Raw genomic sequence first — 22,320 nt, forward strand, 5'->3', positions numbered from 1 at the left:
GTTACATGCACGCTCTTCAAGCCAAGATCCTCGACCCACGCCTGGGCAGCGAATTCCCGCTGCCGACCTACGCCACCCCCGGCTCCGCCGGCCTGGACCTGCGCGCCCTGCTCAAGGAGGACACCGTCCTCGAGCCCGGCCAGACCCTGCTGATTCCTACCGGCCTGTCGATCTACATTGGCGACCCGGGCCTGGCAGCGATGATCCTGCCGCGCTCGGGCCTGGGCCATAAGCACGGCATCGTGCTGGGCAACCTGGTCGGCCTGATCGACTCGGACTACCAAGGCGAGCTGATGGTGTCGTGCTGGAACCGTGGCAATACGCCGTTCACCATCGCGGTTGGCGAACGTATCGCCCAGCTGGTGCTGGTCCCGGTGGTACAGGCCCACTTCGACATCGTCGAAGCGTTCGATGAAAGCCAGCGTGGCGCTGGCGGCTTCGGTCACTCCGGCAGCCACTGAGCCGGCAAATGACCGTTCAGGCCAAGGATGGCGAACTCTCTGGCGAAAGCACCGTCCAAGCGTTCAGTTTGCGCCTGCCCAGAAAGCCTTTGACTAATGGAGCTTCCAGAGATGAACGATATGGCCCACCTGGTCCCCGCCGCACTACCCGACAGCATTTTCCGCGCGTATGACATCCGCGGCGTGGTCGGCAAAACCCTCCACGCCGAAACCGCCTACTGGATCGGCCGCGCCATCGGCGCGCAGAGCCTGGCCCAGGGTGAACCGCAGGTTTCTGTAGGCCGCGATGGCCGCCTGTCGGGCCCAATGCTGGTCGAACAGCTGATCAAGGGCCTGGTTGACGCCGGTTGCCAGGTCAGCGACGTCGGCCTGGTGCCCACCCCGGCGCTGTACTACGCGGCCAACGTGCTGGCCGGCAAGTCGGGCGTGATGCTGACCGGCAGCCACAACCCGTCGGACTACAACGGTTTCAAGATCGTCATCGCCGGCGACACCCTGGCCAACGAACAGATCCAGGCCCTGCTGACCCGCCTGAAAACCAACGACCTGACCTTGGCCGAAGGCCGCGTGGAAAAAGTCGAAATCCTGGAGCGTTATTTCCAGCAGATCGTCAGCGACGTGAAACTGGCCAAAAAACTCAAAGTGGTGGTGGACTGCGGCAACGGCGCCGCCGGCGTGGTCGCACCGCAGCTGATCCAAGCCCTGGGCTGCGAAGTGATCCCGCTGTTCTGCGAAGTCGACGGCAACTTCCCCAATCACCACCCGGACCCGGGCAAGCCGGAAAACCTCGAAGACCTGATCGCCAAGGTCAAGGAAACCGGCGCCGACATCGGCCTGGCCTTCGACGGTGACGGCGACCGCGTCGGCGTGGTGACCAACACCGGCAGCATCGTCTACCCAGACCGCCTGCTGATGCTGTTTGCCCAGGACGTGCTGGCGCGCAACCCGGGCGCCGAAATCATCTTCGACGTCAAATGCACCCGTCGCCTCACCCCGCTGATCGAACAGCATGGCGGCCGCGCACTGATGTGGAAGACCGGCCATTCGTTGATCAAGAAGAAGATGAAACAGACCGGTTCGCTGCTGGCGGGCGAAATGAGCGGTCACATCTTCATCAAGGAACGTTGGTACGGTTTTGACGACGGCATCTACAGCGCCGCGCGCCTGCTGGAGATCCTCAGCAAGGCCGAGCAGAGCGCCGAAGACCTGTTTGCCGCCTTCCCGAACGATATTTCCACGCCGGAAATCAATATTGATGTGACCGACGAGGGTAAATTCAGCATCATTGATGCACTGCAACGCGACGCCGACTGGGGCGAAGCCAGCCTGACCACCATCGATGGTGTGCGGGTCGACTATCCCCACGGCTGGGGCCTGGTTCGCGCCTCCAACACCACGCCGGTGCTGGTGCTGCGCTTCGAGGCCGACAGCGACGCCGAATTGCAACGTATCAAGGATGTATTCCGTACCCAGTTGCTGCGGGTTGAGCCTGAGCTGCAACTGCCGTTCTGACCGACTATCTGTTCCTTACAGGAGCCCTGCATGACCCTCGATCGCGATGCCGCTTCCCATGTAGCCGAGGTTTTGTCCGAAGCACTGCCTTACATCCGCCGCTTTGTCGGCAAGACCCTGGTGATCAAGTACGGCGGCAACGCGATGGAAAGCGAGGAGCTGAAAACAGGCTTCGCCCGTGACATCGTGCTGATGAAGGCTGTGGGCATCAACCCAGTGGTGGTCCACGGTGGTGGCCCGCAGATCGGCGACCTGCTCAAGCGCCTGTCGATCGAAAGCCACTTCATCGACGGCATGCGTGTCACCGACTCGGCGACCATGGACGTGGTGGAGATGGTGCTGGGTGGCCAGGTCAACAAGGACATCGTCAACCTGATCAACCGCCACGGCGGCAGCGCCATCGGCCTGACCGGCAAGGACGCGGAGCTGATCCGCGCCCGCAAGCTGACCGTCAGCCGCCAGACGCCTGAGATGACCACCCCGGAAATCATCGACATCGGCCACGTGGGCGAAGTGGTGAGCGTGAACACCGACCTGCTGAACATGCTGGTGAAGGGTGACTTCATCCCGGTGATCGCGCCGATCGGCGTGGGCGCCAACGGTGAGTCGTACAACATCAACGCCGACCTGGTGGCAGGCAAGGTAGCCGAGGCGCTGAAGGCCGAGAAGCTGATGCTGCTGACCAACATCGCCGGCCTGATGGACAAGCAAGGCCAGGTACTGACCGGCCTGACCACCGAGCAGGTCAACGAACTGATCGCCGACGGCACCATCTACGGCGGCATGCTGCCGAAGATCAAGTGCGCACTGGATGCGGTGCAGGGTGGCGTGAACAGCTCGCACATCATCGACGGCCGCGTACCGAACGCGGTGCTGCTGGAGATCTTCACCGACAGCGGCGTGGGTACCCTGATTACCAATCGCAAGCCACGCTGATCGTTGATCTGTCCCGGCCTCATCGCCGGGACAGGCAGCACAAAAAAGGCGACCCTCATGAAGGGTCGCCTTTTTCATTTCCAAGCCAGGATCAGATCCCGTACTGCGCCCGGTAAGCCTCGACAGCCGGCAGATGCTGCTTGAGCTGCGGGTCATCGGCCAGGAACTCCAGCACCTGGGTCAGCGAAACGATGCTGACCACCGGGATACCGAAGTCGCGTTCCACTTCCTGGATCGCCGACAGTTCGCCATTGCCGCGCTCTTCACGGTTGAGCGCGATCAGCACGCCAGCGGCCTTGGCCTGCTGGGCGTTGATGATCTGCATGACCTCGCGGATAGCGGTACCGGCGGTGATCACGTCGTCGATGATCAGCACATCACCGGCCAGCGGCGCGCCGACCAGGCTGCCGCCTTCGCCGTGGTCCTTGGCTTCCTTGCGGTTGAAGCACCATGGCACGTCGAGCTGATGTTGATCGGCAAGGGCCACGGCAGTGGTCGCCGCCAGAGGGATACCCTTGTAGGCCGGGCCGAACAGCACGTCGAACGGGATCTTGCTGTCGACGATGGCTGCGGCATAGCACCGCCCCAGCTCGGCCAATGCAGAACCGGTGTTGAACAGGCCGGCATTGAAGAAATACGGGCTGGTACGCCCCGATTTCAGGGTGAATTCACCGAAACGCAGTACCCCGCGATCGATGGCAAAACGGATAAAGTCGCGCTGATACGGCTGCATGAATAGTCCCGGACACCACGGATTTAGCTAAATGGGTTGAGCTCGGGTATCATACACGCACGAGATTTTTGGGGCCATTTATGCGGATCATCAGTGTGAACGTAAATGGCATTCAGGCTGCGGCCGAGCGTGGTTTGCTCAGCTGGCTACAAGCCCAGAATGCCGACGTCATCTGCCTTCAGGATACCCGCGCCTCGGCCTTTGAACTCGATGACCCAGCTTTCCAGCTCGATGGCTATTTCCTTTATGCCTGCGACGCGGAGGTGCCTGCCCAAGGTGGTGTGGCCCTTTACTCGCGCATGCAGCCCAAGGCAGTCATCACCGGCCTGGGCTTCGAGACAGCCGACCGCTACGGGCGTTACCTGCAAGCAGATTTCGACAAAGTCAGTATTGCCAGCCTGCTGCTGCCTTCGGGCATGAACGGCGACGAAGACTTGAACCAGAAGTTCAAGTTGATGGACGACTTCGCCAAGTACCTGGACAAACAGCGTCGCAAACGTCGCGAATACATCTATTGCGGCTCGTTCTACGTGGCGCAGCAGAAGCTCGACATCAAGAACTGGCGTGACAGCCAGCAGTCGCCGGGCTTCCTGGCGCCGGAACGCGCCTGGATGGATGCGATCACCGGCGAGATGGGTTACGTCGATGCCCTGCGCGAAGTCAGCCGTGAAGGCGACCAGTACAGCTGGTGGCCGGACAACGAGCAGGCCGAGATGCTCAACCTGGGCTACCGGTTCGACTACCAGATCCTCACTCCGGGCCTGCGCCGCTTCGTGCGCAACGCCCGCCTGCCGCGTCAGCCGCGCTTCTCCCAGCATGCGCCGCTGATCGTGGACTATGACTGGACGTTGACCATCTGATTGCTGTTCAGACACGAAAAAGCCGACATTGATGTCGGCTTTTTCGTATCTACAGGAACAGTCAGTCAGCCAGAGCGGCCTGCTGCAGCTCGAAGATATCGTTCATGCCCTTCTGCGCCAGGGCGAGCATGGCGTTGAAGTCTTCCGGCTGGAACGGCGCGCCTTCGGCGGTGCCCTGCACTTCGATGAAGCCACCGGCGCTGGTCATCACCACGTTCAGGTCGGTTTCGGCAGCGGAGTCTTCCGGGTAGTCCAGGTCGAGCACGGCTTCGCCCTGGTACATGCCTACCGACACGGCAGCAATCATGTGCTTGAGCGGGTTGCCGCCCTTCAGGCCGCCGCGCTTCTTGATCACCGCCAAGGCGTCGCACAGGGCGACCATGGCACCGGTGATGGACGCAGTACGGGTGCCGCCATCGGCCTGGATCACGTCGCAGTCGACATACAGGGTGATGTCACCCAGCTTGCTCATGTCCAGCGCGGCGCGCAGCGAACGGCCGATCAGGCGCTGGATTTCGAGGGTGCGGCCACCCTGCTTGCCACGGCTGGCTTCGCGCTGGTTACGCTCACCGGTGGAGCGCGGCAGCATGCCGTACTCGGCCGTCAGCCAACCTTGGCCCTGGCCTTTGAGGAAGCGCGGCACACCGTTTTCCACGCTGACCGTGCAAATGACCTTGGTGTCACCGAACTCGACCAGTACCGACCCTTCGGCGTGCTTGGTGTAGTTGCGGGTGATGCGGATCGAGCGGAGCTGATCGGCGGCGCGACCACTTGGACGTTTCATCTGGGATACCTGTACTGGGACTTTGAATCTGCCGAGCATTATAGAGCCCGCAGCGCGGGGAAAACATGCCTATTGTCGCGCCCGACACAGCCCGTCGCCTTTTCCGACTGCCATGGCCACCCCTCTGTAACATAGGTGGATTGGGCGCCGAGGCCCCACTGCGCTACAATCCTGCGCCTTGCAGCCGAGAGGCTCCCACCGTTCATTCATCTACGCGAGGTACTCCCCATGGTGCACAGCATGACCGCTTTTGCTCGTGTCGAGCGCGCCGGCAGCCAAGGCACCCTGATCTGGGAGCTGCGTTCGGTCAACCACCGTTACCTGGAACCCCACCTGCGCCTGCCCGAGGCCCTGCGCGACCTCGAAGGTGCCGTGCGTGAAGGCCTGCGCCAGGGCCTTTCGCGGGGCAAGGTGGAATGTACGCTGCGCCTCAATGAAGACAGCAACGGCAAGCCGCTGAAGGTAGACCGCGAGCGCGCGGCACAGCTGGTCGCAGCCGCCGAGGAAGTGGCCGGCCTGATCAAGCAGCCGGCACCGCTGAACCCGCTGGAAGTGCTGTCGTGGCCGGGTGTGCTGGTGGCCGACACCAGTGACCCACAGGCGCTGAACGCCGAAGCCATGGCCCTGTTCGACGAAGCACTGGCCGAACTCAAGGCCGGCCGCCAGCGCGAAGGCCAGGAACTGGCCCGGCTGATCAACGAGCGCCTGGACAACATGACCAGCGAAGTCACCACCCTGCGCGCCCTGGTGCCGCAGATGCTGGCGGCGCAGCGGCAGAAGATTCTCGACCGTTTCGGCGACATGCAGGCCGAACTCGACCCGCAGCGCCTGGAGCAGGAAATGGTGATGCTGGCCCAGAAGAGCGACGTGGCGGAGGAACTCGACCGCCTCAGCACTCACGTCACCGAAGTGCGCCGCGTGCTCAAGGGGGGCGGCGCCGCCGGCCGACGCCTGGACTTCCTGATGCAGGAACTCAACCGCGAAGCCAACACCCTCGGCTCCAAGGCCTTCGACCCACGCAGCACGCAAGCGGCGGTCAACCTGAAGGTATTGATCGAACAGATGCGTGAACAAGTACAGAACATCGAGTAAGGCCAACCCGACCATGAACCACAGCAGCGGCACCCTCTACATCATTTCGGCCCCTTCGGGCGCCGGGAAGACCAGTCTGGTAACAGCCCTGACCAAGGACGACCAGCAAATTCGCGTCTCGGTCTCGCACACCACCCGCGCCATGCGCCCGGGCGAGGAACACGGGGTGAACTACCACTTCGTTGTCCACGAGGAGTTCAAGGCGCTGATCCAGCAAGGCGACTTCCTGGAGCATGCCGAAGTGTTCGGCAACTTCTACGGCACCTCGCGCAGTGCGCTGCAGCAGACCCTGGACCAGGGCTATGACCTGATCCTGGAGATCGACTGGCAAGGCGCCCAGCAGGTGCGCAAGCTGATGCCGCAGGCGTTGTCGGTGTTCATCCTGCCGCCAAGCCAGGAAGCGCTTCGTCAGCGCCTGGACGGCCGCGGGCAGGACAGCGAAGCGATCATCGCCGGGCGCATGAAGGAAGCGGTCAGCGAGATGGTGCACTACGACGAGTATGACTACGTGATCATCAATGATGATTTCGACGCGGCGCTGGAAGACTTGAAGGCGGTGTTCCGTTCGAATCGCCTGCTGCTGAAGAAGCAGCAACAGCGAAACAGCGGGCTGCTGAAAGAACTGCTCTCCTGAGAGACCACACGGGGCTGCTTTGCAGCCCTTTCGCGGCACAAGGCCGCTCCTACATTTGACAGCGTACGCCGTGCCTTTGTAGGAGCGGCCTTGTGCCGCGAAAGGGGCGCAAAGCGCCCCGCCGCTTCATTCCTGCAAAGGCAGGGTAGCCTGCTGACGCAGGGTAGCCCCCAGGAAGTAAGCCGGCGCCCGCATGCGCGACAGCATCATCAGCCCGATGCCGAGCACCGAGATGATCGCGGCAATCACGAATACCAGCCCCAACCCGCCCACATGCGAGCCACTGCCGAAGTCCGGCGAGGCGCTGTCGATGGCGGTCCGCGCGAAGATCACCGACAGGATAACCCCACCGACCAGCGGGCACAGGCCGCGCATGATGAAGTGACGCAGGCTGTCGAACAGGCTGGCGCGGAAATACCAGACGCAGGCGAACGCAGTCAGCGAATAGTAGAAGCAGATCATCATGCCCAACGCGGTGATGGTGTCCGCCAGCACGTTCTCGCTCAGGGTACGCATGGTCACGTAGAACAGGCCTGCTGCCAGGCCAGCGCAAATGGTGGCGTAGCGCGGGGTCTGCGAGCGCGGGCAGACGCTGGCGAACTTCTGCGGTACCGCACCGTAGTAACCCATGGCCAACAGGGTGCGCGCCGGCGCCACGAAGGTGGACTGCAGCGACGCCGCGGTGCTGGCCAGCACGGCGATGGACATCAGGATTGCCAGCGGCCCCATGACCGGGCCGGCCAGGTGGGCGAAGACGTTCTCCTGGATGCGTGGGTTGTTCAGGCCCAGCCCGGTTTCGCTGATACCGGCAAACTGTAGAGTGGCGATGGCGGTGAACAGGTACAGCCCGAGGATCAACATCACCGTCCAGGTGGCGGCCTTGCCTGGCACTTCTTCGCTGCCCACAGACTCTTCGCTGACGGTCAGGCACGTGTCCCAGCCCCAGAAGATGAAGATAGACAGCGACAGCCCGGCGGCAAAGGCCGAGAACGACTCGACACCGAACGGGTTGAACCAGGCGAAATCGAACGCCAGCGGTGGCGGCGCAGTGGTGCCGCCGAAGGCGGCAAAGGCAAAGCCGATCAGCACCAGCAATTGCAGGGCCACCAGGCCGTACTGCACGGTCATGGTGGTGGCGATGCCGCGACAGCAGATCCACACGGCCAGGCCGATGAACACGCAACAGGTGCTGATGTTGATCAGCAGATTGTCGGCCAACGCTGCCAGTTCATGCTTGCCGGTGATCTGGCCAAGGAACAGGTAGAAGAAATCGACCGCCACCCCCGCCAGGTTCGACAGCACGATGGTAGTGGCGACCACCAGCCCCCAGCCGCCGATCCAGCCGATCATCGGGCCGAAGGCACGCGCCGACCAGGTAAACGAAGTACCGCTGTCCGGTTCTGCCGAGTTCAGTTCACGGTAGCCCAGGGCCACCAGCAGCATCGGCAGGAAGCCGACGATGAACACGGCGGGCAGGTGGGCACCCACCTCGCGCACGGTCGGGCCAAGGGCGCCCGTCAGGGTGTAGACCGGGGCGATGGTGGAAATGCCCAGCACCACGCTGGCCAGCAGGCCCAGGCGGCCTTTGGCCAAGCCCTTGCCGCGTTGGGTGTTGCCCGCGTCGGCCGCCACATCGGGTGGGCGGCCGGCTTCTGTATAATTGCTCATGAGTATTTGCCGTAAATTTTGGAATTGTTTTCGCAGGCCTTGCGCACAAGGCCTGCTTTCACTCATTGAAAGCTTGCTGCCGGGAACCAGTCATCCAAGACCTTCGGCTGACGTCAGAATGTCTCCTGCCGTGCGCCCTCCCGTGCCGCGTAGGCAACGCAGGCCTCGCGAAACGCCTGGAACAGGCGCAGCGAGACCGGGTTTTCGGTGAAGCGCCACTCCGGGTGCCACTGCACGCCAAGCACAAAGCCCGGCGCCGCAGGCATGGATACCGCTTCGATCAGGCCATCCGGGGCCCGTGCCTCGACACGCAAGCCCGGGGCGAGGCGGTCGATGCCCTGGCTGTGCAGCGAGTTGACCTCGAACTGCGCCGCCAGGCCCAGGCGCTCGAACAACCCGCCTGGCTCGATGCCGACAGGGTGACGAGGGCCGTATTGCACCTCCAGGGGTGCGTCCTCAGGTTCGCGGTGGTCAAGGTACCCGGGCATTTCCTGCACGCGCTGGTGCAGGCTGCCGCCAAGCGCCACATTCAGTTCCTGGTAGCCACGGCAGATGCAGAACACTGGCACGCCGGCGGCAATCGCTGCCTGCAGCAGCGGCAGGGTCAGGCGATCGCGCGCCAGATCGTGCCGGGTACCGGCTACGCTAGGGGCGCCATTGTAATGATGCGGTTCGATATTTGAAGGCGAGCCGGTAAAAACAATGCCGTGCAGCCGGGCCAACAGCGCCTGCGTGTCGCTGCCCCCGTCTCGGGCCGGCAGGATCAGCGGCAAACCGGCAAAGCCGGCCGCCTCGATATACTTGTCGCCTACCGTGTGCGACGAGTTCTTCCCCACCTGCTGGCGGCAGGCGCTGACACCGATCAAGGGGACCGCATTTGCGCTCATGGGCTTACACCGTGTGCAGGTACCAGTTGTACTCAAGGTCGGAAATCGACACTTCGAACTCGGCCAGCTCGCTTTCCTTGCAGGCCACGAAGATATCGATGTAGTCCGGGCTGATGTATTGGTTGAGCACTTCGCTGTCGTCCAGCGCGCGCAGCGCATCACGCAGGTTGTTCGGCAGGCTCTGTTCCAGCTGCTCGTATGAGTTGCCCTCGATCGGGGCATCCGGCTCGACCTTGTTGGTCAGGCCGTGATGCACGCCGGCAAGGATTGCCGCGAGCATCAGGTACGGGTTGGCATCGGCGCCGGCCACGCGGTGCTCCAGGCGCACGTTTTCGCTGCTGTCGGTAGGCACGCGCACGGCCACGGTGCGGTTGTCCAGGCCCCAGCTCGGCGCATTGGGCACGTAGAACTGCGCGCCGAAGCGGCGGTAAGAGTTGATGTTCGGGCAGAGGAAGGCCATCGACGCCGGCATGGTCTCCAGCACACCACCAATGGCGTGGCGCAGCGTGTCGCTTTGCAGCGGGTCATCGCTCGAGAAGATGTTCTTGCCGGTTTTCTTGTCCAGCAGCGAGATATGCACGTGCAGGCCGTTGCCGGCCTGGCCCGGGTAGGGCTTGGCCATGAAGGTGGTGTCCATTTCATGGTCGTAGGCAACGTTCTTGATCAGCCGCTTGAGCAGGATCGCGTAGTCGCAGGCCCTCAGCGGGTCGGCCACGTGGTGCAGGTTGACCTCGAACTGCGCCGGGGCGCTTTCCTTGACGATGGCATCGGCAGGCAGGCCCTGCTCCTTGGCCGCTTCGAGCATGTCCTGCAGGCAGTCGGCATATTCGTCGAGGTCGTCGATCAGGTACACCTGGGTCGACTGCGGACGTTTGCCGGAAATGGGCGAGCGCGGCGGCTGCGGGCGGCCGTTGAGGTTGTCCTGATCGATCAGGTAGAACTCCAGCTCGAACGCCGCGCAAATGGTGAGGCCCAGATCGTCGAACTTGCTCACCACCTGACGCAGCACTTCACGCGGGTCGGCGAAAAACGGCGCGCCTTCGATCTCGTGCATGGTCATCAGCAGCTGGGCGGTGGGGCGTTTCTGCCACGGCTCATCCGACAGCGTGCCGGGGATAGGGAAGCAGATGCGGTCGGCATCGCCAATGTCCAGGCCAAGGCCGGTGCTCTCTACCGTGGAACCGTTGATATCCAGGGCGAACAGCGAAGCCGGCAGGTTGATGCCTTTCTCGTACACCTTGTGCAGGCTGGCCCGCTCGATGCGCTTGCCACGTACCACGCCATTCATGTCGGAGATCAGCAGGTCGACGTACTGCGTTTCCGGATGGGCCTGGAGGAAGTCATTCATCTCGCTGGAAGAACTGGCGCACGGGGCTACCGACGTCATGGTGTACATCCTTTGATGTGCTGCGGCGATGTGGGGATACGGCTGGCGCCTCACGGGCGACGATGGTTGCAGCTGTTGTTTTTTTCACTTTCCCATCGTGGGGATTGGTTACCCGACCGGACGCATTGATTCCGGGGGGCCGTTTCACTATAAAATGGCCCCGACGCAACAGACATTGGCATTTCGGCAAGCAGAGCGTGCACCAATGCAATATCAGATCACCCACGCTGACCTCTCCCTGGTCCTGGCACTGGAGCGCGGCCGCTCGCTGGCCAAAGCCGCCGAGCTCCTCAAAGTCGACGTTTCGACGGTATTCCGCTCGATCCGACGGCTGGAGTCGGCGCTGGGCACCGCCTTGTTCGTAAAGAGCCGCAAGGGCTACCTGCCGACCGACACTGCCCAGGCCCTGGCGGAGCAGGCCGAGCGCGCGGAACAGGCGCTGGAGGCGGCGCGCATTGCCATGACCAGTGGCGAGCAGGTTGTAAGCGGCACGGTGCGGGTGACCTGCACCGAGGCGGTGATGCATAGCCTGCTGCTGCCGGCGCTGGCCGAGTTCATGCCCAACTACCCGGCCTTGTCGCTGGAGATGGGCACCTCGAACACCTTCGCCAACCTCAGCCGGCGTGATGCCGACATTGCCCTGCGCCTGACCAACACACCACCGGAGCACCTGGTGGGTCGCAACCTGGGGTCCACTTCCTATGTGGTCTGCGGCCAGCCGCAGTGGCGCGAGCGCCTGGCCGAGTCGCCCGCCGGTGTGCCATGGATCGCCCCCGACGACTCGATGCAGGACCACCCCACGGTGGTCTGGCGCAACCAGCAGCACCCTGGGTTGAGCCCGCGCTATCAGTGCAGCGGCATGTCGACCATCGCCCAGCTGGTAACTGCCGGCCTGGGCGTGGCGGCGCTGCCGGACTACATGGTGCACGCCCTGCCCGGCGTGGATGCGCTGAGCGGACCGCTGCCGGGTTGCGACACCCAGCTGTGGCTGCTGACCCGGCCGGATTGCCGGGCGCTGCGCTCGGTGCAGACCCTTTTCGAAGAGCTGACGCCGCGGTTGCGTGGCGCGATGCTCTGAGGTTATCGTCGGCTCAAGTATTGCGGCTGTCTGTTCCGGCCCTTTCGCGGGAAAACCCGCTCCCACAGGGTAGGCGGTGCCTGTGGGGGCAGGTTAACCCGCGAAGAAGCAAACACAGTGCTTCAAGGTGACCGCCCGGCAAAACAGCGCTTCCCTATTGGCTGGTGAATTTTTATACTATCGAGTCCGCCTGCCCATTACTGGGCTGCACGACCACCGCATTTGCTACTGAGGAAGACCATGGCCCGCGTAACTGTTGAAGACTGCCTGGAACACGTGGATAACCGCTTCGAGCTGGTCATGCTCTCGACCAAGCGCGCTCGCCAGCTGGCGACCGGCGGCAAAGAGCCACGCGTTGCGTGGGAAAACGACAAACCGACCGTTGTTGCCCTGCGTGAAATCGCCGAAGGCATCGTCACCAACGAGTTCATCGCCGCTGAAGAGATCGTCACCGAGGATCCGGTCTTCGCCGCCTTCGAGGACGAGAACAACGAGGCTGTCTGATTGATGCCAGGTCGACGTCGCACGGCGCAAGGCCCTCGTCCTCCGCAGGAGGTGAACCCATGCCGGGTATAGAAGCCTTGGCCGAACGGCTGTCGACCTACCTTGGCCCCGAACAGGTCAACCTGGTCCGGCGCGCCTATTTCTACGCCGAACAGGCCCACGATGGGCAGCGCCGCCGCAGTGGCGAGCCCTACGTGACCCACCCGCTGGCCGTGGCCAGCATCCTCGCCGACATGCACATGGACCATCAAAGCCTGATGGCGGCCATGCTGCACGATGTGATCGAAGACACCGGTATCGCCAAGGAAGCCCTCAGCCAGCAGTTTGGCGAGACGGTGGCCGAACTGGTCGATGGGGTCAGCAAGCTGACCCAGATGAACTTCGAGACCAAGGCCGAGGCGCAGGCCGAAAACTTCCAGAAGATGGCCATGGCCATGGCCCGCGACATTCGCGTGATCCTGGTCAAGCTGGCCGACCGCCTGCACAACATGCGCACCCTGGAAGTGCTGTCCGGCGAAAAACGCCGACGCATCGCCAAGGAAACCCTGGAAATCTACGCCCCCATCGCCAACCGCCTGGGCATGCACACCGTGCGCGTGGAGTTCGAGGACCTCGGCTTCAAGGCCATGCACCCGATGCGCTCGTCGCTGATTCACCGGGCGGTGAAAAGCGCACGCGGCAACCGCAAAGAGATCGTCGCCAAGATCGAGCATTCGCTGGCCAACTGCCTGGCTGCCGACGGCATCGAGGGCGAGGTCAGCGGCCGGCAGAAACACCTCTATGGCATCTACAAGAAGATGCGCGGCAAGCGCCGTGCCTTCAACGAGATCATGGACGTGTATGCCTTCCGCATCATCGTCGACAAGGTCGATACCTGCTACCGCGTGCTTGGCGCCGTGCACAACCTGTACAAGCCGCTGCCCGGTCGCTTCAAGGATTACATCGCGATTCCCAAGGCCAACGGCTACCAGTCGTTGCACACCACGCTGTTCGGCATGCACGGCGTGCCCATCGAAATCCAGATCCGCACCCGTGAGATGGAAGAGATGGCCAACAACGGCATTGCCGCGCACTGGCTGTACAAGTCCAACGACGATGAGCAGCCCAAGGGCAGCCACGCCCGCGCGCGCCAGTGGGTCAAGGGCATCCTCGAACTGCAGCAGCGTGCCGGCAACTCGCTGGAATTCATCGAGAGCGTGAAGATCGACCTGTTCCCGGACGAAGTCTACGTGTTCACGCCCAAAGGCCGCATCATGGAGCTGCCCAAAGGCTCCACGGCGGTGGACTTCGCCTACGCGGTGCATACCGACGTCGGCAACAGTTGCATCGCCTGCCGCATCAACCGCCGCCTGGCGCCGCTGTCCGAACCGCTGCAAAGCGGCTCGACGGTGGAAATCGTCAGCGCCCCAGGCGCACGGCCGAACCCGGCCTGGCTCAACTTCGTGGTGACCGGCAAGGCGCGCACGCACATCCGCCACGCGCTCAAGCAACAGCGCCGCTCCGAGTCCATCAGCCTGGGCGAACGCCTGCTGAACAAGGTGCTCACCGGCTTCGACAGCAGCCTGGAGAAAATCCCCCAGGAGCGCATCCAGGCGATTCTCGCCGAGTACCGCCTGGAACTGATCGAAGACCTGCTCGAAGACATCGGCCTAGGCAACCGCATGGCCTACGTGGTCGCACGCCGCCTGCTGTCGGCCGACGGCGAGCAACTGCCTGCACCGGAAGGCCCGCTGGCGATCCGTGGTACCGAAGGCCTGGTGCTGAGCTACGCCAAGTGCTGCACGCCAATCCCTGGCGACCCGATCGTTGGCCACTTGTCAGCCGGCAAGGGCATGGTCGTGCACCTGGAGAATTGCCGCAACATCAGTGAAATCCGCCATAACCCGGAGAAGTGCGTACAGCTTTCCTGGGCCAAGGACATCACCGGTGAGTTCAATGTCGAACTGCGTGTCGAACTGGAGCACCAGCGCGGCCTTATCGCCCTGCTGGCCAGCAGCGTCAACGCCGCCGACGGCAACATCGAGAAGATCAGCATGGACGAACGCGACGGCCGTATCAGCGTGGTCCAACTGGTGGTCAGCGTGCACGACCGTGTGCACCTGGCGCGTGTGATCAAGAAGCTGCGTACCCTGACCGGTGTGGTCCGCATCACCCGCATGCGTACGTAGTCCGCCAACCGCAAGGAGTCATCATGAGCAAGACCGTCATCACTAGCGACAAGGCCCCAGCCGCCATCGGCACCTACTCGCAGGCGATCAAGGCCGGCAACACGGTGTACATGTCGGGCCAGATCCCGCTGGACCCTAAGACCATGGAACTGGTCGAAGGCTTCGAAGCCCAGACCGTGCAGGTGTTCGAGAACCTCAAGTCCGTGGCTGAAGCCGCTGGCGGTTCGTTCAAGGACATCGTCAAGCTGAACATCTTCCTCACCGACCTGAGCCACTTCGCCAAGGTCAACGAGGTAATGGGCCGCTACTTCGAACAGCCCTACCCGGCCCGCGCCGCCATTGGCGTTGCCGCGCTGCCGAAAGGCGCCCAGGTCGAAATGGACGCCATCCTGGTCATCGAATGATGCCCCGGTGACGGGCGCCCTGCCCGTCACCCCCTCCTTTGCAAGGTTATCCCGTCATGCGTCAAGCACTGCCCCTCGCGCTGGCAGCCCTGCTACTGGGCGGCTGCGCCAGCCACAAACCCGAAGATTTCAACGGCACCTGGATCAACCAGGAGGCCATCACTGCTGCGGTAAAAGGCGGCAGCCTGCGCCAAGCGCTGAATGAACACGGCCCCGTGTTCGAATGGAAGCTCGACGTTGCCAGCCAGCAGGCCAGCTACAGCAATGGCTTCGAGGCCGCTGACGGCCAGCTGAGCAGCAACGAAAAGCAATGGCAGGCCAGCTTCGAGGGCGGCCAGACCGAGCAGCTGTCGCTCGACGGTGACGAGCTGCAAGCCGTCGACCAGCGTGGCGCCAAGCAGACCTTCGTCCGTGCCAAGGCGCCGGCGACTGCCAATGCGCCGCTGGGCAGCAGCTTCGAGAAAGCGCTGTACCAGGCCTACCTGGGCGGCAACTGGAAGGTGGTCGAAGGCGAGGGCAAAGGTGCCAGCGTGCGCTTCAGCGACACCGGCAACGTCACCGGCCTGCCGGGGCCAGACCGTTTCGCACTGTGCCTGGCAGGCGACTGCGCGACCATGGGCGGCAGCAATGACAGCCTGTGGCTGGAGCGTAACCAGCGTGGTGCACCGTTCATCATCAAGCGTGATGGCGACACACTGGAGATTTTCCAGGCAGTGAACCGTGCGCAACCGGATGAAATGCCGGAGCTGGCGGCGGGCAAGCGCCAGTGGGTGCTGGAGCAGAACTGAATCCTGCTGCATTTGCACTGAATGTACTGGCCTCTTCGCGGGTAAACCGCTCCCACAGGGTAATCACTGTCTTCAGGCCTTGTGATATCCCTGTGGGAGCGGGTTTACCCGCGACGAGGCCGGTAAATTCAACGCCCTCCTTTCAGGATGGCTGCGTACCCTTCCTTGTAGCTTGGGTACACCGGCGCCCAGCCCAGCGCCCGGGCCCGGGCGTTGCTGCAGCGCTTGCTGCCGGTACGCCGCACCCGTTGTTCATCGGACCACTCGGTAACCCCCATGTATGCCCGCAGCCAGGCGACCACGTCAGCCAGCGGCGCCGGGTCGTCATCAACGCCAATGTAGTAGTCGTCCAGCACCTTGCCATCGGCATCGGCCTGCAGCAGGTGCGCCAACAGGCTGGCAGCATCCTCGGCATGAATACGGTTGCCATACAGCGGCGGCTCCTCGGCGACGCGGTAACCCTGGCGCACCTGGCTCAGCAGCCACTCGCGGCCTGGGCCGTAGATGCCCGTCAGGCGCACAACGCTCGCCGGGATACCACTGGCCAGCGCCAGCCGCTCAGCCTCCAGCATCACCCGCCCGGAATAACCTTCGGGCTCGGTGGCCGCGCCTTCCTCGACCCACTCGCCGTCCTTCTGCGCATACACGCTGCTGCTGGAGACGAACAACAGGCGACGGGGGCGCTGGCCTCGCTCGGCCAGCCAGGCCAGCACATGGCGCAAGCCATCCACATAGGCCGCCTGGTAACCGGCCTCGTCGTGCTGGCTGGCCGCCACGCAGTACACCAGGTAATCCAGTGGACCCTGTGGCCAGGCTTGCGGGATCGACGGTTCGGCCAGGTCCGCGGCAACCGGTTGAACGCCCGCAGGCAGCTGCCCGACAGCGCGGCGCAGGCCGCTTACCTGCCAGCCTTTGCCCAGCATTTGCAGGGCCAGACGCCCACCTACATCACCACAACCCACCACCATCACGGAAAGGTCTGACATCTCTGAACTCCCTAGACCAATTGATCAGCCCGGCCACGCTACACGATGGGCGGCTAGACCATAGGCGAAAAAAGCAACAAGATTACTTTTGTTAACAAGAATTACTTGCAATAATGGCCGCCAATTTGTTCTCGGCCTACCTCGAGGCCTTGGAGAACGCTCACTTTATTTCTTCATCAGGTCCGGCCAGCATGACACGTATTCAACCTTCCGCTTCGCCAACCCCGTCGCGCGCCTGGCGCGCCATCGCCGCGCTGACACTCAGCCTGGTGCTGGCCCCGGTGGCCATGGCCGATGAGCCAACCGCCAGCGCCGCTGCGCCTGCTGCTGCCACTGCCCCGGCCGCACCTGCTGCAGCCCCGGCTGCCGACGCGCAGGCGCCTGCTGCCAACGCCACTGCTGCCACCCCGGCCGATGCAACGCCCCCGGCAGACTCGAACGTTCAAGCCTTGGTAGAAGACACCTCGCTGGGCATGGCCCACGACCTGTCCCCATGGGGCATGTACAAGAACGCCGACATCGTGGTGAAGATCGTCATGATCGGCCTGGCCATCGCCTCCATCATCACCTGGACCATCTGGATCGCCAAAGGCTTCGAGCTGATGGGCGCCAAGCGTCGTCTGCGTGGTGAAATCGCCCAGCTGAAGAAATCCACCACCCTGAAAGACGCGAGCGAAGTCTCAAACAAGGAAGGTACCTTGGCCCACACCCTGGTCCACGATGCCCTTGAAGAGATGCGGCTGTCGGCCAATGCCCGCGAAAAAGAAGGCATCAAGGAGCGCGTCAGCTTCCGCCTGGAGCGCTTGGTTCATGCCAGCGGTCGCACCATGAGCAGCGGCACCGGCGTACTTGCCACCATCGGTTCCACCGCGCCGTTCGTCGGTCTGTTCGGTACCGTATGGGGCATCATGAACAGCTTCATCGGCATCGCCAAGACCCAGACCACCAACCTGGCCGTAGTTGCCCCAGGTATCGCCGAAGCCCTGCTGGCCACCGCCCTGGGCCTGGTCGCTGCAATCCCGGCTGTAGTCATCTACAACGTCTTCGCCCGCTCTATCGCAGGCTACAAGGCCCAGGTGTCCGACGCCTCCGCCCAGGTACTGCTGCTGGTCAGCCGTGACCTGGACCACCAGGGCAGCGAGCGCGCTGCCCCGCACATGGTGAAAGTGGGGTAAGCCATGGGCCTGCATCTCAACGAAGGTGGCGACGACCTCGCCGAAAACCACGAAATCAACGTTACGCCGTTCATCGACGTGATGTTGGTGCTGCTGATCATCTTCATGGTCGCGGCCCCCTTGGCCACGGTCGACATCAAGGTCGACCTGCCCGCTTCAACCGCCAAACCGGCGCCGAGGCCCGAGAAACCGGTGTTCGTCAGCGTCAAGGCCGACCAGAAACTGTACGTCGGCGACGATCAGGTTGCTGCGCCCGACCAGCTTGGCCCGATGCTCGACGCCAAGACCAAGGGTGACAAGGAAACCACCATCTTCTTCCAGGCTGACAAAGGCGTGGATTACGGCGACCTGATGGAAGTGATGAACAACATGCGCGCGGCCGGCTACCTCAAGGTCGGTCTGGTAGGTCTCGAGACGGCAGCCAAGAAATGACGAAAACGCGCTCAAACATGGCGCGCTACGGTGGCAGCCTGGCGATCGTGCTGGGCGTGCACGTGGTCGCCGTGCTGCTGACGCTCAACTGGTCGGTGCCCCAGGCCATCGAACTGCCCCCGGCAGCGATGATGGTCGAGCTGGCACCGTTACCGGAGCCAGCGCCACCACCGCCACCGAAAGCGGCGCCACAGCCACCGGCACCGGTCGAAGAACCGCCACTGCCCAAGCTGGCCGAAGCCCCCAAGCCCAAGATCGCCATCCCCAAGCCGCCCAAGCCGAAGGCCAAGCCCCAGCCGCCGAAACCCGAGAAAAAGCCTGAGCCGCCGAAGGAAGCGCCACCCACCGAGCAAACGGTAGACGCACCGCCAAGCAATACGCCACCGCAGAAGTCTGCGGCACCGGCGCCGAGCATTGCGTCCAACAGCAACGCCCTGCCAACCTGGCAGAGCGACCTGCTGCGCCACCTGGCGAAGTACAAGCGTTACCCGGAAGACGCGCGCCGTCGCGGCCTGCAAGGCATCAACCGCCTGCGCTTCGTGGTCGACGCCGAAGGCAAGGTGGTGTCGTACTCCATGGCAGGTGGATCGGGCAGTGCTGCACTGGACCGGGCGACCCTGGAAATGATCCGTCGGGCCGGCACGGTACCCAAGCCGCCACCCGAGTTGCTGAACAATGGCACGATCGAAGTCGTGGCACCGTTCGTCTACTCGCTGGACCGCCGCTAAGACTTTTGCTTCTGTCACAAATCGGCAACTCTGATAACGTGCGTCTATCGATTGCAGCCGCTATGCTGGGCCCGCAACTTCATGGACGCACGTTATGACCCTCACCGAATTACGCTACATCGTCACACTCGCCCAGGAACAGCATTTCGGCCATGCCGCCGAACGCTGCCACGTGAGCCAGCCGACCCTGTCGGTCGGTGTGAAGAAGCTCGAGGACGAGCTTGGCGTTCTGATCTTCGAGCGCAGCAAAAGCGCGGTACGCCTGACCCCGGTCGGCGAAAGCATCGTCGCCCAGGCGCAGAAGGTACTGGAGCAGGCCCAAGGCATTCGCGAACTGGCCCAGGCTGGCAAGAACCAGCTGACCGCCCCGCTCAAGGTCGGTGCCATCTACACCGTCGGCCCCTACCTGTTCCCGCACCTCATCCCGCAACTGCACCGCGTAGCGCCGCAGATGCCGCTGTACATCGAAGAAAACTTCACCCACGTGCTACGTGAAAAGCTGCGTAACGGCGAGCTGGATGCAGTAATCATCGCCCTGCCGTTCAACGAAGCCGATGTGCTGACCCTGCCGCTGTACGATGAGCCGTTCTGCGCCCTGATGCCCGCCGACCACCCATGGACGGCAAAAAAGACCATCGACACCGCCATGCTCAACGACAAGAGCCTGTTGCTGCTCGGTGAGGGCCACTGTTTCCGCGACCAGGTACTGGAAGCCTGCCCGACCCTGAACAAGGGCGGCGAAGGCGCCAGGCACACCACGGTCGAATCCAGCTCGCTGGAAACCATTCGCCACATGGTGGCCTCGGGCCTTGGCGTGTCGATCCTGCCGCTGTCGGCGGTGCACAGCCATCATTACGCCCCTGGCATCATCGAAGTGCGCCCACTGACTGCACCGGCACCGTTCCGTACCGTGGCCATCGCCTGGCGCGCCAGCTTCCCGCGGCCGAAGGCCATCGAGATCCTCGCCGACTCGATCCGCCTGTGCTCGGTCGCCAAAGCCCCTGCGGAACAACCGGCCTGAGTCATGAGTGAGCTGTCGAAGGTCCCGGTCACGGTACTCAAGGGTGTTGGCGAGGCCATGGCGGAAAAACTCGCCAAGGTCGGCCTGGAGAACCTGCAGGATGTGCTGTTCCACCTGCCCCTGCGCTACCAGGACCGCACCCGCGTGGTGCCGATCGGCCAACTGCGCCCCGGCCAGGATGCGGTTATCGAAGGTGTGGTCAGTGGTACCGACGTGACCATGGGCAAGCGCCGCAGCCTGGTGGTACGCCTGGGCGACGGCAGCGGCGTGCTGACGTTGCGCTTCTACCACTTCAGCAACGCGCAGAAGGAAGGCCTGAAACGTGGCACCCACCTGCGCTGCTACGGCGAAGCCCGCCCCGGCGCCTCGGGCCTGGAAATCTACCACCCGGAGTACCGCGCGCTGAACGGCGACGAGCCGCCGCCCCCGGTCGAACAGACCCTGACGCCGATCTACCCGTCCACTGAAGGCCTAACCCAGCAACGCCTGCGCCTGTTGTGCCAGCAGAGCCTGGGCCTGCTTGGCCCGCGCAGCCTGCCCGACTGGCTGCCTGACGAGCTGGCCCGGGACTACCAATTGGCGCCGCTTGACGATGCCATCCGTTACCTGCACAACCCGCCAGCCGACGCCGACCTCGACGAACTTGCCGAAGGCCAGCACTGGGCCCAGCACCGCCTGGCCTTCGAAGAACTGCTGACCCACCAGCTGTCGCAGCAACGCCTGCGCGAGAGCCTGCGCAGCCTGCGGGCGCCGGTGCTGCCCAAGGCCACGCGCCTGCAGGCGCAGTACCTGGCCAACCTGGGCTTTCAGCCGACCGGCGCACAACAGCGGGTGGCCAACGAAATTGCCTACGACCTCAGCCAGCACGAGCCGATGATGCGCCTGGTGCAGGGCGATGTCGGTGCCGGCAAGACCGTGGTCGCCGCCCTGGCAGCACTGCAAGGGCTGGAGGCCGGCTATCAGGTGGCGCTGATGGCGCCCACCGAGATCCTCGCCGAACAGCACTTCATCACGTTCAAGCGCTGGCTCGAGCCGCTGGGCATCGAAGTGGCCTGGCTGGCCGGCAAGCTCAAGGGCAAGGCCCGGGCCAGCGCCCTGGAGCAGATTGCCAACGGTGCGCCGATGGTGGTCGGCACCCACGCGCTGTTCCAGGAAGAAGTGAAGTTCAAGCACCTGGCCCTGGCGATCATTGACGAACAGCACCGTTTTGGCGTGCAGCAACGTCTGGCCCTGCGCAAGAAAGGCGTAGCCGGCCAGTTATGCCCGCACCAGCTGATCATGACCGCCACGCCTATTCCGCGCACCCTGGCCATGAGTGCTTACGCCGACCTGGACACCTCGGTGCTCGACGAATTGCCGCCTGGGCGCACCCCGGTAAACACCGTGCTGGTAGCCGACAGCCGACGCTTCGAGGTGGTCGAAAGGGTTCGCGCAGCCTGCGCCGAGGGGCGCCAGGCCTACTGGGTGTGCACCCTGATCGAAGAATCCGAAGAGCTGACCTGCCAGGCCGCCGAAAGCACGTATGAAGAACTTGGCAGCGCCCTGGGCGAACTGCGTGTGGGCCTGATCCACGGCCGTATGAAGCCGGCTGAAAAAGCCGAAATCATGGCGCAGTTCAAGGCCGGTGAATTGCAGCTGCTGGTCGCGACCACTGTCATCGAAGTAGGCGTGGACGTACCCAACGCCAGCCTGATGATCATCGAAAACCCCGAACGCCTGGGCCTGGCCCAGTTGCACCAGCTGCGCGGCCGGGTTGGCCGGGGCAGTGCCGTCAGCCATTGCGTGCTGTTGTACCACCCGCCGCTGTCGCAGATCGGCCGCGAACGCTTAGGGATCATGCGCGAGACCAACGACGGCTTCATCATTGCCGAGAAAGACCTCGAACTACGCGGCCCAGGCGAAATGCTGGGGACACGCCAGACCGGCCTGCTGCAATTCAAGGTCGCCGACCTGATGCGCGATGCCGACCTGTTACCGGCTGTGCGCGATGCCGCCCAAGCCCTGGTGGCCCGCTGGCCGGACCATGTCAGCCCGCTGCTCGACCGCTGGCTGCGCCATGGCCAGCAATATGGCCAAGTGTGA

Annotated in this window: 21 protein-coding genes and 1 pseudogene; 16 read left to right on the forward strand and 6 right to left on the reverse strand. The window is 63.5% G+C overall.

What is annotated here, in order from left to right:
* Nucleotides 1–5 precede the first annotated feature (5 nt).
* The 3 genes and pseudogenes from dut (at nt 6) to argB (ending at nt 2,909) form a co-directional block, all read left to right on the forward strand.
* A complete protein-coding gene (gene dut, locus SB765_RS07375; protein ID WP_341797135.1) occupies nt 6–461 on the forward strand; it encodes a dUTP diphosphatase in 456 nt (151 codons plus the stop codon).
* 144 nt (nt 462–605) lie between these two features.
* Nucleotides 606–1,973 (forward strand): annotated as a pseudogene (locus SB765_RS07380) (phosphomannomutase/phosphoglucomutase); the annotation flags it as partial.
* Between the two features lie 30 nt (nt 1,974–2,003).
* On the forward strand, nt 2,004–2,909 hold the full coding sequence (argB, locus tag SB765_RS07385) for an acetylglutamate kinase (RefSeq protein WP_004575216.1): 906 nt from the start codon (nt 2,004–2,006) through the stop codon (nt 2,907–2,909).
* Nucleotides 2,910–3,000: 91 nt separating this feature from the next.
* On the opposite strand, the gene pyrE is transcribed toward argB, so the two are convergent.
* A complete protein-coding gene (pyrE, locus tag SB765_RS07390) occupies nt 3,001–3,642 on the reverse strand; it encodes an orotate phosphoribosyltransferase (RefSeq protein WP_003253405.1) in 642 nt (213 codons plus the stop codon).
* An 80-nt stretch (nt 3,643–3,722) separates the two neighbouring features.
* Here pyrE and SB765_RS07395 point away from each other — a divergent pair, with 80 nt between their 5' ends.
* Nucleotides 3,723–4,502 (forward strand): exodeoxyribonuclease III, encoded by a 780-nt coding sequence (locus tag SB765_RS07395; RefSeq protein WP_003253401.1) that lies wholly within the window; start codon nt 3,723–3,725, stop codon nt 4,500–4,502.
* 61 nt (nt 4,503–4,563) lie between these two features.
* On the opposite strand, the gene rph is transcribed toward SB765_RS07395, so the two are convergent.
* Complete coding sequence (rph, locus tag SB765_RS07400) at nt 4,564–5,286, reverse strand: ribonuclease PH (protein ID WP_016489819.1); 723 nt, start codon at nt 5,284–5,286, stop codon at nt 4,564–4,566.
* A gap of 228 nt (nt 5,287–5,514) precedes the next feature.
* Here rph and SB765_RS07405 point away from each other — a divergent pair, with 228 nt between their 5' ends.
* Nucleotides 5,515–6,378, forward strand: a complete 864-nt coding sequence (locus SB765_RS07405; protein ID WP_016502227.1) for a YicC/YloC family endoribonuclease — start codon at nt 5,515–5,517, stop codon at nt 6,376–6,378.
* Nucleotides 6,379–6,391: 13 nt separating this feature from the next.
* The gene (gmk, locus tag SB765_RS07410; RefSeq protein WP_410931137.1) at nt 6,392–7,012 is read left to right on the forward strand and encodes a guanylate kinase; all 621 of its coding nucleotides are present in this window, start codon (nt 6,392–6,394) and stop codon (nt 7,010–7,012) included.
* Nucleotides 7,013–7,138: 126 nt separating this feature from the next.
* Here the strand turns inward: gmk and SB765_RS07415 are convergent, their stop codons facing one another.
* From SB765_RS07415 to SB765_RS07425, 3 genes are all read right to left on the reverse strand, one after another.
* A complete protein-coding gene (locus tag SB765_RS07415) occupies nt 7,139–8,680 on the reverse strand; it encodes an APC family permease (RefSeq protein ID WP_019471048.1) in 1,542 nt (513 codons plus the stop codon).
* Nucleotides 8,681–8,793: 113 nt separating this feature from the next.
* Nucleotides 8,794–9,567: a gamma-glutamyl-gamma-aminobutyrate hydrolase family protein gene (locus SB765_RS07420; protein ID WP_341797137.1), complete on the reverse strand. Its 774-nt coding sequence runs from the start codon at nt 9,565–9,567 to the stop codon at nt 8,794–8,796.
* 4 nt (nt 9,568–9,571) lie between these two features.
* Entirely contained in the window at nt 9,572–10,954 is a 1,383-nt protein-coding gene (locus SB765_RS07425) for a glutamine synthetase family protein (protein ID WP_410931138.1), read from the reverse strand.
* 205 nt (nt 10,955–11,159) lie between these two features.
* Here SB765_RS07425 and SB765_RS07430 point away from each other — a divergent pair, with 205 nt between their 5' ends.
* From SB765_RS07430 to SB765_RS07450, 5 genes are all read left to right on the forward strand, one after another.
* The gene (locus tag SB765_RS07430; RefSeq protein ID WP_341797139.1) at nt 11,160–12,032 is read left to right on the forward strand and encodes a LysR family transcriptional regulator; all 873 of its coding nucleotides are present in this window, start codon (nt 11,160–11,162) and stop codon (nt 12,030–12,032) included.
* Between the two features lie 240 nt (nt 12,033–12,272).
* Nucleotides 12,273–12,536: a DNA-directed RNA polymerase subunit omega gene (gene rpoZ, locus SB765_RS07435; protein WP_003253383.1), complete on the forward strand. Its 264-nt coding sequence runs from the start codon at nt 12,273–12,275 to the stop codon at nt 12,534–12,536.
* Nucleotides 12,537–12,595: 59 nt separating this feature from the next.
* A complete protein-coding gene (gene spoT / locus SB765_RS07440; protein ID WP_016502233.1) occupies nt 12,596–14,704 on the forward strand; it encodes a bifunctional GTP diphosphokinase/guanosine-3',5'-bis pyrophosphate 3'-pyrophosphohydrolase in 2,109 nt (702 codons plus the stop codon).
* A gap of 23 nt (nt 14,705–14,727) precedes the next feature.
* Complete coding sequence (locus tag SB765_RS07445; protein WP_016489827.1) at nt 14,728–15,108, forward strand: RidA family protein; 381 nt, start codon at nt 14,728–14,730, stop codon at nt 15,106–15,108.
* Between the two features lie 56 nt (nt 15,109–15,164).
* The gene (locus SB765_RS07450; RefSeq protein WP_341797140.1) at nt 15,165–15,896 is read left to right on the forward strand and encodes a hypothetical protein; all 732 of its coding nucleotides are present in this window, start codon (nt 15,165–15,167) and stop codon (nt 15,894–15,896) included.
* Nucleotides 15,897–16,024: 128 nt separating this feature from the next.
* Here SB765_RS07450 and SB765_RS07455 read toward each other — a convergent pair whose 3' ends face one another.
* A complete protein-coding gene (locus SB765_RS07455; protein ID WP_410911813.1) occupies nt 16,025–16,882 on the reverse strand; it encodes an SDR family oxidoreductase in 858 nt (285 codons plus the stop codon).
* Between the two features lie 191 nt (nt 16,883–17,073).
* Between SB765_RS07455 and exbB the strand changes: the two genes are divergently transcribed.
* The 5 genes from exbB (at nt 17,074) to recG (ending at nt 22,320) form a co-directional block, all read left to right on the forward strand.
* Nucleotides 17,074–18,057 (forward strand): tonB-system energizer ExbB, encoded by a 984-nt coding sequence (exbB, locus tag SB765_RS07460; protein WP_341797142.1) that lies wholly within the window; start codon nt 17,074–17,076, stop codon nt 18,055–18,057.
* 3 nt (nt 18,058–18,060) lie between these two features.
* The gene (exbD, locus tag SB765_RS07465) at nt 18,061–18,489 is read left to right on the forward strand and encodes a TonB system transport protein ExbD (protein ID WP_003253367.1); all 429 of its coding nucleotides are present in this window, start codon (nt 18,061–18,063) and stop codon (nt 18,487–18,489) included.
* Entirely contained in the window at nt 18,486–19,217 is a 732-nt protein-coding gene (locus SB765_RS07470) for an energy transducer TonB (protein ID WP_016489831.1), read from the forward strand. The genes exbD and SB765_RS07470 overlap by 4 nt, the downstream gene beginning before the upstream one ends.
* A 94-nt stretch (nt 19,218–19,311) precedes the next feature.
* Nucleotides 19,312–20,238: a hydrogen peroxide-inducible genes activator gene (locus SB765_RS07475; RefSeq protein WP_016502238.1), complete on the forward strand. Its 927-nt coding sequence runs from the start codon at nt 19,312–19,314 to the stop codon at nt 20,236–20,238.
* 3 nt (nt 20,239–20,241) lie between these two features.
* Nucleotides 20,242–22,320, forward strand: coding sequence for an ATP-dependent DNA helicase RecG (recG, locus tag SB765_RS07480; protein ID WP_016502239.1), 2,079 nt, complete (start codon nt 20,242–20,244; stop codon nt 22,318–22,320).

This window comes from Pseudomonas sp. SIMBA_067 (assembly GCF_046534675.1).
GTDB classification, from domain to species: Bacteria; Pseudomonadota; Gammaproteobacteria; order Pseudomonadales; family Pseudomonadaceae; genus Aquipseudomonas; species Aquipseudomonas putida.